At 30.7% G+C, this 11,604-nt stretch carries 8 protein-coding genes, 1 pseudogene and 1 other annotated feature; of the genes and pseudogenes, 4 read left to right on the forward strand and 5 right to left on the reverse strand.

Annotated features, from left to right (window positions below):
* Positions 1-727 precede the first annotated feature (727 nt).
* Positions 728-2,140, forward strand: a complete 1,413-nt coding sequence (locus tag ACWJKS_RS06655) for an alanine/glycine:cation symporter family protein (protein WP_165412308.1) — start codon at positions 728-730, stop codon at positions 2,138-2,140.
* A gap of 136 nt (positions 2,141-2,276) precedes the next feature.
* On the opposite strand, the gene ACWJKS_RS06660 is transcribed toward ACWJKS_RS06655, so the two are convergent.
* Together ACWJKS_RS06660 and brnQ are read right to left on the reverse strand one after the other, a co-directional pair.
* Complete coding sequence (locus tag ACWJKS_RS06660; RefSeq protein ID WP_165412253.1) at positions 2,277-3,662, reverse strand: L,D-transpeptidase family protein; 1,386 nt, start codon at positions 3,660-3,662, stop codon at positions 2,277-2,279.
* 465 nt (positions 3,663-4,127) lie between these two features.
* Positions 4,128-5,467 (reverse strand): annotated as a pseudogene (gene brnQ / locus ACWJKS_RS06665) (branched-chain amino acid transport system II carrier protein).
* Positions 5,468-5,578: 111 nt separating this feature from the next.
* Positions 5,579-5,833: a binding site (T-box leader), on the reverse strand.
* Between the two features lie 305 nt (positions 5,834-6,138).
* Between brnQ and ACWJKS_RS06670 the strand changes: the two are divergent.
* Positions 6,139-6,294, forward strand: a complete 156-nt coding sequence (locus ACWJKS_RS06670; RefSeq protein WP_165412254.1) for a hypothetical protein — start codon at positions 6,139-6,141, stop codon at positions 6,292-6,294.
* Between the two features lie 455 nt (positions 6,295-6,749).
* Here ACWJKS_RS06670 and ACWJKS_RS06675 read toward each other — a convergent pair whose 3' ends face one another.
* Positions 6,750-7,403 carry a mechanosensitive ion channel family protein gene (locus ACWJKS_RS06675; protein WP_462960787.1) on the reverse strand — a complete coding sequence of 218 codons (654 nt, stop codon included), beginning with the start codon at positions 7,401-7,403 and terminating at the stop codon, positions 6,750-6,752.
* A 489-nt stretch (positions 7,404-7,892) separates the two neighbouring features.
* Between ACWJKS_RS06675 and putP the strand changes: the two genes are divergently transcribed.
* Together putP and ACWJKS_RS06685 are read left to right on the forward strand one after the other, a co-directional pair.
* Positions 7,893-9,368, forward strand: coding sequence for a sodium/proline symporter PutP (gene putP / locus ACWJKS_RS06680; RefSeq protein WP_462960788.1), 1,476 nt, complete (start codon positions 7,893-7,895; stop codon positions 9,366-9,368).
* A gap of 278 nt (positions 9,369-9,646) precedes the next feature.
* A complete protein-coding gene (locus ACWJKS_RS06685) occupies positions 9,647-9,805 on the forward strand; it encodes a hypothetical protein (protein ID WP_165412256.1) in 159 nt (52 codons plus the stop codon).
* A gap of 146 nt (positions 9,806-9,951) precedes the next feature.
* On the opposite strand, the gene ACWJKS_RS06690 is transcribed toward ACWJKS_RS06685, so the two are convergent.
* A complete protein-coding gene (locus tag ACWJKS_RS06690; protein WP_165412257.1) occupies positions 9,952-10,584 on the reverse strand; it encodes a hypothetical protein in 633 nt (210 codons plus the stop codon).
* Positions 10,585-10,654: 70 nt separating this feature from the next.
* On the reverse strand, positions 10,655-11,596 hold the full coding sequence (locus ACWJKS_RS06695; protein ID WP_224578874.1) for a papain-like cysteine protease family protein: 942 nt from the start codon (positions 11,594-11,596) through the stop codon (positions 10,655-10,657).
* Positions 11,597-11,604 lie beyond the last annotated feature (8 nt).

Consider the following 11,604-nt stretch of genomic DNA (forward strand, 5'->3'; position numbering starts at 1 on the left):
TTGTCATTTTAGGCTGTAGTTATGTATTTTTATTTCAGCCAGATGTTAAAATTTCATATATATATAATCAGTTTTAAAGCTATACAATTATGCATGTAGTACTATCTATATGTAACATTCTAAATAATACAAAAAACTCTCTGCAGCTACAGAGAGTTTTTGCATTATTTTTAATTTTCAATTATTTATTGCAAAATTTCTTAATATAATAGTATAATGATGAAGGATAGGTTTTTAAAAACTATATAGGGTTTAACGACATTTCAGAAGGAAAGTCTCCCAATTCTATAAGTGGGAGTTATATACCCTAACAAATAGAAAACTTCAGTGGAAGTATAAATCTCCTAATGAAGTCGTTAACATTGTAGTTCCGCAGGAGATGATTTAACCTTATGTTCTTATATCATATAAATAATATGTTATATATACTAATTTTCTATAGGAACAGGACTGGCTTTCTTAGTTTTATTAATTAGAATTTTGAATTTTGTATAAATAATATATTCATATTTTTGATAGTAAGAAAAAAGGTTTAAAGTTTTTTAAAAAGATTATTCATTGTATATAAGCAATTTGAAGCTATATTATCTAACATAATTTTAAAAATGTTATTTTTGGAATATTCTAATTTCTGGGTTTTACGTTTTTCTGTGGTACAATAAATTTGAATTTAACTCATATATATCTATAAAATATTAAATTTACAAAAGAAGGGGAGGATAAAATGATGAACTTTTTACAAACAATTATCGGCAAGACAAATGATATTCTATGGTCCTATATACTTATTGCACTACTTATTTTTATGGGGCTATATTTTTCTTTTAAAACAAAATTTGTTCAATTTAGATATTTAAAAGAAATGATTTCTCTTTTAACTGAAAGTGTGGGGAAATCTATTTCTAAATCTGATAAAAAGAAAGGTACATCTTCATTTCAAGCATTTTGCATAAGTACTGCTTCTAGAGTTGGAACTGGAAATCTTGCTGGAGTTGCTATTGCTATAGCGCTTGGTGGTCCTGGTGCAATATTTTGGATGTGGCTAATTGCTTTAATAGGCGGTGCTTCAAGCTTTGTTGAAAGCACTCTAGCTCAAATTTATAAAGTTAAAGATAAACATGGCTATAGAGGTGGGCCTGCATACTATATGGAAAAAGCACTTAATAAAAGATGGATGGGAATTATTTTTTCTGTATTAATTACTGTATGTTTTGGTCTTGTATTTAACTCTGTTCAATCAAACACTATATCACTTGCTTTTCAAGAAGCTTTTGGTGTTAAAACTATAATTACTGGTTTAATTTTATCAATATCTACAGCAATTATAATTTTTGGTGGAGTTCAAAGAATAGCTAAGGTTACAGAAATCATTGTTCCTATAATGGCTGTTGCATACCTGTTAGTTGCTATATTTGTTATTCTTAAAAATATTTCTTCTCTACCATCAGTAATTTCACTTATATTTAGAAGTGCGTTTGGTTTTGAACAAGCTTTAGGCGGTGGTATAGGTGCGGCAATGATGATGGGGATTAAACGAGGACTTTTCTCAAATGAAGCTGGAATGGGAAGTGCTCCTAATGCGGCAGCAACAGCAGAAGTAACTCACCCTGTAAAGCAAGGACTGATTCAAACTTTAGGAGTATTTACGGACACAATTTTAATATGTAGTGCAACAGCATTTATAATATTATTATCTGGAACTTATACAACTAAAGGATTAACTGGAATACAGCTTACGCAAAATGCTTTAAGCTCACAAGTTGGGGCTTGGGGAAGTACCTTTATTGCTGTATGTATATTCTTATTTGCATTTAGCTCAATTGTAGGAAATTACTATTATGGCGAGACAAATATAGAATTTATTAACTCAAATAAAATATATGTTTTATTATATAGAATTACTGTTGTAGGTATGGTTTTTGTTGGCTCTGTAGTAAAGATTCAAGTAGTTTGGGATTTAGCGGATTTATTTATGGGCTTAATGGCAATAATTAATTTAATCGCTATATTCCAACTTGGTAAAATTGCTTTTGCAGCATTAAAAGACTACACCTTCCAGAAAAAGCAGGGTAAGAATCCCGTATTCACAAAGAACTCTATTGAAGGATTAAAAAACGTGGAATGTTGGGATGAAGAATAATTTACCTCAATTTAAATAACTCTTATTATGTGTGCTAATAAAAAAGATGGAAATTAAAATAAACTGCGATCCATGATTTGGATCGCAGTTTATTTTTTTGTGAAAACACAATTATAATTAAGACTTTATCAAATCATTAAAAATAACAAATAACCGGAGTATTAACATCAATATTATTATATATCGTCATTGCAAAATCGTCTGATGCATTTATACAACCATGAGAACCATTTGTTAAATATATACTTCCACCAAAGGAGTGTTTCCACGGTGCACCATGTATCCCAATGCCACCATTAAATGGCATAAAGCAATTGACAGGTGTATTGTAACCCGGTCCCTTTAAGCTGGTATTTTTTGCTTTCCATTTTAATGCATAAACACCTGATGGTGTTGGTGTATTTTTGCTTACATCACCAGTAACAACATCTCCTTCTACAATAAGAGCACCATTCTTATAAAACCACATATGTTGGTTTGTCAAATTGATTTCCACATAGGTATTCCCGATATCATTTGCATCATGAGATACTGCGGTTTGGGCATACTTGGGCTGTTTTGTTATGGTTTGTCCACCTTTTATAGAAACAATTAAATCATTGACTTCTCCTGTGCGATCAACTAACCATCCATAATCGCCCCCACCTACATTTACCGTTGTTCCGTATGATGTAGCAAAATTTCTTTCATTACCATAGGTATTATAATTATTGCTCAGTTCGCTTACATAATCTTTCATTTTATTTTCATCGAATGAAATTGCAAGGTTGTCATTAACTACTAGCCAGTTGTGTATTATAGAACCATCTAAAACTTTCTTACCTCCAGTAAAGGTATAAGTGATTTTTGAAGCTACATATTTATCTAGCAAAATTTTAGTGTTTTTAACTTCTTTGGAACTTGAATTATATTTTGGATTAATGTATTGATTTGTTGTCTCCAAATTTATTGTTGTTTCGCCTTTGAGAATTGCATTTACTACAGTTGCATACATTTGCTTGCTATTGATTATGTTTCCCATAATTTCTTTTACAATCACATAGCCGGTATCTGAATATTTAAAACTAGGATTTTTAGGTTTAATTGCTTTCTTGTTATCAAAACAAGAGAGTTTATCAAAATGTTTTTTTAATAGTTTTTCATCATAGGTCACTATGTCAGGTAGTTCAGAAGCTTTTGAATTAAAAACTTCATAAATCCACGCAAAAGAATTCTGACTGTCTTTTAAAACTTGAATTTTATCCTTTGCATTATATTTAAGTCCAATGTCAGCAGCTTTAAGTTGTTCATTCACACCACTTCGTTCTTGAAGGGTCAGTGTATATGTTTTGCATTTTGATAATAAGGCTTTATCTAATTCATCTACTGTTTTACCAGAAGCATTTATGCCATTAATTACAGAACCAAAATAAAAATGGTTATTAAAATATATTGACATACCTAAATATAGAACAAAGATAATAGAAAAAGAAATTATACTAATACGAATAGATTTTTTGCGTTTTATTGTTTGTATTTCCATGAGGCACCTCTTTTAATGTAAATTTAGTATTTCATATTAATCATATTCCAATATGTAGGAAATGTAAAGTAACCTTAGCGAATATTTTTACATTCATGTAAAATATTCGTTAATAAAAGCAGAGATTAACGAATGATGCTCTAACGCCCCACTTACAGTAGTGGAGGACTTTCCTTCTGAAATGTCGCTAAAGTAATTCGCTTAAATTTTCAGTTGTAAGACAAATACTGTTATTTTTCATAATAAAAAAGACCCCTTAACTAATTATTTAATGCGACATCAAAATTAGTTGGCGCTGCGTTAATTAAACAATATGAAATTAAAATAGTATCTTTGCAATGATCTACCATATAGATTAATTATATCACAACAAGTTTTTATTAGCGAGTTATGAAGAAAAAGGGAAAATTGTGCTAGACAAAAATTAAAGGAATGCACACGGTTGTGGCATCCCCTTGAATTTCATTATTTATTATATTTATTTAAAGAGATTTCTTTTGAAAAAGAAGAATCTTTTACCATGCTAAAAAACCACCCTATTACAGCACCAACTAACGATGGAACTACCCAAACAAGACCCTGCTTAAATAAAGGTATAGAACTCAAAAATGACATTTTAAGTCCAACTTGATCTAATGAATCAAATATACTAAAAACAGCAGTAAATAGCATGCTGAAAGAATATACAGAGCTATAACCTTTAAATAGGTTATGGGAGAATGCAAGTACAATAAGTACTATCGCCATAGGATATATGACTGTTAAAACAGGTACAGATATACTTAATAGTTTAGTTAAGCCTACATTTGCAAATAACATACTAAATAGTGTTATTGCAGTAACCCAAATTTTATAGTTAACCTTTGGAACCATCCTTGAGAAGTATTCACTACATGATGTTATAAGACCAACGCAAGTTGTAAGGCAAGCAAGTCCAAAAGTTAAACCAAGTATTATAAGACCATTTGCATTAAAAAGGTAAGATACTACATTTGTTAATGTTTGCGCTCCATTTTTTGTAGCACCAAATCTAGTTTGAGCAGCAGCGCCTAGGCATGAAAGCATTAGATATATTACAGTTAAAACAAGACCAGCTATAAGTCCAGCTTTTATTGTATAGGAGCTTAAAGCTTTTTCATCTGTAATTCCTTGTTTCTTTAAAACTAATGCAACAACTATACCAAAATTAAGTGCAGCGATGGCATCCATAGTCATGTATCCATCCAAGAATCCTTTTAACACAGGAAAGCTAGCATAATCTCCAATTGGAGCATTGAAGCTACCAATTGGTTTTACTAAACTACCTATAAATACAATTAATATAAGTATTAAGATAGCAGGGGTTAGTACCTTCCCAAAACGATCCATTAATTTATTAGGATTCATACTTAGCCAAAAAGCTAAACCAAAGAAACACAATGTATATAGAAAAAGAGGTAAAGCTCCACCAATAACTGATGGTGGTAAAAATGGTGCTATGCTTGTTTCAAAAGACAAACTTGCAGCACGAGGTATGCCTAAAAATGGTCCTATTGATAAATATATTAATAATGTGAAAATAAGCGCAAAGGGTTTATTAACTCTGCCAGCTAAATTTTGAAGACCATCAGCTTTTGCAACAACTGCGACAGCCAGGATTGGTAGACCTACTGCAGAGGCAAGGAAGCCAGATAACGAAAATAAAAGATTTGTACCTGACATTTGTCCAAGTACAGGAGGGAAGATTAAGTTTCTCCAGCTCCAAAAAACATTGAAAATAGCATTAAACTAACTAGCATTAAACTTTTTCTTGATAATTTATTCAGAGTAATTCCTCCATAAATATTATTTTTTTTTAATTTTGGTATTATATCGCTAATATCAATGTCGCTATCCACTAAACCACCCCCTTTAAAATAAAAAAAGCCCGTCCCTATAAAAGGGACGAGCGAGTATGCACGTGTTACCACCCTAAATCTATTAAAATTATAATGAATAACTTTAATAGCACTTAGCAAGATACCAATCGATATCTGTTCCTTGTAATGGTGGACAACCATTAAACCTTATTATATTTCAGGTTTACTTCTCAGAGATGATTTTCGGATATAGACTGAACGTTGACTCTCACCAAATGTCAACTCTCTTTAGAACAGATACTAAAACGTACTCTTTCTCGTCATCAAATTTATAATTTATATTAAAAAAGAATATATCATATTAAAAAAGAATTGTCAATAAATAAATAATATTACTATTAAAATTAACCCAGTTTTTGACAAGAATCTGACTCTTTATAAAGATTGGAAGTAAAGATAATTACTTTTTAAATATTAGTTAATAGGTGTCACTCAAAGGATTGTTTTTAGGGTATAATAGATTAATAAAATAATAAATCATACCTTGAAAATATTTATTCTTAATATTAAATTAGAAGGTAGAAGTTAATTTTTTTTATATAAAAGATGTAAAAAATAAAAAAAAGAAGGTAAAAAATATGAAAAATAATATAAACAAAAACATGGAAATAATGAAAAAAATTATTGAAGAAAAAAAAGCCAAATCTTCAAGTCAAAAGAATGCTAAGAGACCACCAATTTACGGACCACAAAGTCCAGCATCAGGTAATGGTGGAGGATTAGTTGGTAGATAATCTATAAGTATAGAATGAAAGTTATCATAATTAACAAGGGGATTTGTTCAAATTCCCTTGTTAATTATTTTTTTTCTATAATATTGATTAAGAAGAGTTTAATTATAGTCAAATTAGATAAATTAGAATCAATATGGATATTTTCAGATACATCTTCTTTAGAAATATTTATAAATGGGATATTAGAGCTTGATTGGGAATGAGTTTATAATAATATGAAAAGAAAATAAGTTACTAATTAGGCATACCATATAGTAAATGCCTGAGTAGTAACAATTATAAATATCCCTTATTTTAGAGTAGATATATATATATTTAGTACATTTTGTGCGTCAAGCGGCTTGAAATTTCCAAGTTTTCCTCGTGCAGTAGATTGCTTGGCCATTTTCTCTAATTTTTATTCACCAATTCCAATTTCACTTAATGTGGAAGGTATTCCTAATTCACCGACTTAATTATAATAATTCAATATCCTCATGTTTAGAAAATTCCTCTAAAATATCCTCTACTAGGGCGTGTTGTAAGTTTCTATAATTTCTCGCCTTGCAAATAAGCCTTAAGTTTAAACAAACTTTTCCGGGTTCCATAGAAGTGTATACTGTATGAGAAAGGTTCTCGTAATAAATAGGAAGAGTTTTTGAGGCTATATTTAGTGAATCTTTTGCTTCTTGCTCAATATCTCCTACTTTATCATTAGCAATAGATAGTAATATGCTTTTAGCTTTTTTCCAATTACTTTTAAGTGTAAGGCTTATTTTAAGTTCATTCCAAGTAAAAGGGAATGAGTTAGATTCATTTATAAGATCTTCAGTGAGAACTTTTATATTTGGTATATGAGTAATTCTTCCAGTACTTTGTCCATAGATTTTGTTGTCATTTTCCATAACCTCAATTAGGGTAGTATAAAACCAGTCTATAGCTATTACATCACCAAGACTTTCCCCAAGCTTTATTCTATCCCCAAGTTTAAAAGGCTTATGAGTATTAATTATAAGCCAACCTAAAAAACTTGCTACAGGATCACGAAAGGCAAAGGCTAGTCCAGCTGAGAAAAATCCTAAAAATGTAAGTATATACTTAGACTCATACATCCATATTGGTATAATCACTACAGCAGTTAAGATATTTATTGATAGCGAGGATGTTTTTTTATTATGTTATTGGAATCAAGATTGGATTTATTAATAAATGAACATATACTTTTTTTTACTAAATAAAAAATCATTATTAACATTAAAGTTATAATGATTTTTATCAAAACACCTACGGTTTCAAACTTTAAGCCTAGCTCTAACAAAAATTTAATCAAATGATTTCTACTCCTTTATAACAATTTTAACTATATATAGTTAATCACTATAAAGTAAATTGGTACCTATGTCAATTACAGTGTTAAAAAAGTTGTGAAATTCATTATATAAATTACGAAACCAGATTAAAATGGCAGTGAGCGTATAAAACATATGTGGTATAATATTGTTTTGTACGCTCAAATATTATCTGTTAAAAACTCATATTTTCAATTGTCTTGTAAAATGCTATACTACAAACTTTATGAAATTGACGAATGACATTATAGTATTGAAAGGAGAATTAATATGGAAATAGAATCAGTTGCTGCTATGGGGGTATATATACTTATTTTACTTTTAATAGGCTATTATTCTTACAGAAAAACAAATGATATTTCAGACTACATGATAGGTGGAAGAGGGCTTGGACCTATGGTAACAGCACTATCTGCTGGTGCAAGCGATATGAGTGGCTGGATGCTAATGGGACTTCCTGGTGCGGTTTATACAAAAGGAATATCTAGCATTTGGCTTGGAATCGGTTTAACAATAGGGGCTTACTTAAATTACCTTCTGCTTGCTCCAAGATTTAGAATTTATACAGAGGTTTCGAATGATTCATTAACTGTTCCAGATTATTTAGAAAACCGCTTTAAAGATAAGTCTAATATGCTTAGACTTGTATCTGGGATAATAATACTTGTGTTCTTTGTGCTATATGTTTCATCTGGAATTGTAGCAGGGGGGAAATTATTTGAAAGTATATTTAACTCTACATATACAGCGGGTGTAGTTGTTACATTATCGGTAGTTGTACTATATACATATTTTGGAGGGTTTTTAGCAGTAAGTCTTACAGACTTTTTCCAAGGATCCCTGATGTTTGTTGTACTAGTTGTAGTGCCAATTGTAGCATATATGAATATAGGAGTAGATGCTGGTACATTTGTTAATAAAATAAAAGTTATTGACCCAGCTTTATTTGATATGTTTAGAGGAACAAGTGTTGCAACTATTATTGGACTTTTGGCATGGGGACTTGGATACTTCGGACAACCACATATTATTGTCCGTTTTATGGCAATTAAATCTGCAGGGGAATTAAAGTCAGCAAGAAGAATAGGGATTACCTGGATGACCATAGGTCTATTAGGTGCTGTATCAAGTGGACTTATAGGACTTGTATACTTTACAAAAAACAACATCCCGCTTAAGGATCCAGAAACAGTTTTCCTTCGTCTTGGAGATGTTTTATTCCATCCATTTATTACGGGTATTATATTAGCAGCAGTGCTATCAGCTATTATGAGTACTATTTCTTCTCAACTATTAGTTTGTTCTAGTTCTATAACAAGGGACTTTTATTTAACATTCTTAAACAAAGAGGCATCAGACAAGCAGCAAATGAAGATAGGGAAAATATCTATACTTATAGTTTCAGCTGTTGCCACATTCTTTGCATATTTGCCAAACAAAACTATTCTTAATATAGTTGGGCAAGCATGGGCTGGTTTTGGTTCATCCTTTGGACCTGTTCTTTTACTAAGTCTTTATTGGAAGAGAATGACTAAATGGGGCGCTCTATCAGGTATGGTTGTAGGAGGCTTAACAGTTATTGTATGGATTGTTTCTGGATTATCTACTTATATGTATGAAATGGTTCCAGGATTTATATTATCGCTCATAGCTGTTATAGTTGTTAGCGTTATAACTGAAAAACCAGAAGAGTCTATAAATAAGGAATTTAAAGAAATGGAAGAAATATTAGCAAAGTTTAAGTGAAAATATTGAGTTCTCTTGTATATACATTGAGAACTCAATATTTTTTTATTTGTTACAGTAAATTTTATTTTTATAGTCGCTTTAATATGCTTTATAGCAGGTAATTATCACTTATAGGAGTGGGAGATTTTCTTTCTGGAATTTTAAATATAGAAATAAGGGTATAAAAATACAAGGAATGATGGAAGATAATATAGATATGTAATTACACCGAATTGAGAACTAAGTCAGGTAAATTAAATAATGAATGTGAATGATAGAGGAGGGACAAATTATTTATGAATACAATTGATGGAATAAAACTTGAAATATATAAAAATGAAATATTATCTGAATTAGGAGTTGAATTATATAAACTAAATAATAAAGATATTGAGTGTTTAGACGACGCAATATTATTTAGTAATGAGGGAGATAGACTTAAAAAATTATTATAGAAGAATGTGGGGTTGAGTTCTTTGCATAGTTTAAAAGATCAAATTAAAATACATGAAAATAAATAGTATACAAAAAAATCCTAAAAATATAACTGGAAATTAAATTTCCAGTTATAAAGTATTTCAAATAATAAATTAACACAAATTTATTTATTTTCTTGTATTATACCTTTTAATTTTTCTAATAAGCTCTGTGGAGAAATCTCTTTTCCAGAAGGTATTTTCAATATTTGTGAGGCTGATTTGCTTAAATACACTCGTTCTTCAGTGCCGCCGGCAACATAGAAAATTCCTTGTCCTTGAAATTCAAAATATCTTATTTCTTCTTTAACTTTTAAAGTTTGTTTTATACTTGAGTACAGTTTCATTAAATCTTTACTTCGATTTTCTCCACCCATTTTTACTGGCTTAACATTAGTTGCAACTACAATTCCCTTTGGCTGATCTTGATTCATCATAAACCAAAGTCTTTCGTCTGTTCCTTTCAAAATCCCTGAAATTGTATTTCCATTAAAATCTAAAACATCCTTGCTTTGAGCAATATCATAAATTGGAATAGAAAATTTAGAAAGTTTCACTCCGTCTACTCCACCTTTTTGTACTTGTCCCATTTGAAGGGATTTATCTGTACTCTGTCCTTGTCCTACCACATAATCATTTAATGCTTTATTTGCAATGGTATCTTTTGTTTTATCTGCTGCATTTGTAACCATTGATCCAATGGTAATACAACCTGCTACGGCTACTATGCAGACTAAAATTTTTGTTCCTTTTAGCATTTTTGTTCCTCCTATGAATTTTGAATTTTTCAAACGATTATTGACTGTAATTAGCTAATCTTTTTACATTTTATCTTTTACTGAAATTATTTATGTAACCCACCCATGTTTGTTTTGAACTGTTTTTGTAACTATTAACTTCATAGTCAGAGTGCTCTCCATACCAAGGGTCCATAATTTTCACATAGTTTGTTCCATTATTGCTATAACAGCCATCTAAAACTTGTGCATGTCCACCACCACTAGTCCATGAAATCATTGTCTCCATTGGATTACCTGCATTAATTTCACTTTGAATGCGTGTATAAGAGGGAATAGACTGGCTGTAATTGGCATTTAATCCGAAATTTCTTAAGCCGTTAAGCATTTCATTTGGATAACCTGATTCGTTGACTAAGCTCCCTTTAACGGAAGTAACTACCTGTTCTTGTGTCACATTATAACCATAGTGTTGTAAAATAGCACTTGTTGTAGTTGCCCAACACCATTGGTCCATTCTTTGTTTAATGTTTGGAACTGTTGCACTTGTGTTTGTATTAGGGTCTTCCGGTGGGTTTGTGTTCGTATCTTCCGGAGGATTACCATATACTATAGCAGAAGTAACATAAGCTTTTTGATTATTTCTATCTGTATAAAAGAACCATTTAGTATCTGGTATTCCTGACCAATAATCTCGAACTGAATCTCCTTCTACCCATCCATTAAAATTGACTCTTGTATTTCCAGGAATACTATCTGTTTGTCTTGATGTAAGGGTTGGACCGCTTCGAACATTACACTTTGATCCAGTAACACCTGAAAAATTTACATAATGCTCCTGGGTTGAGCTACCTAAAGCTTTCACCTTAATAGAGTGCTCGGTAGGTGTTTTCGCCTCTATCGGCTTATTTATTGCTCTTGCTGCAAATGCGGGTTGCCAAGTGATTAGAAGCGTACTAACAAATATAACCCCATAGAGACTTAGTTTAGAATAAATTAGTTTCATTTTTGAGCCCTTTTTTTGTTTTAACAATTTTATTT

The organism is Clostridium sp. CM038, from assembly GCF_055081105.1.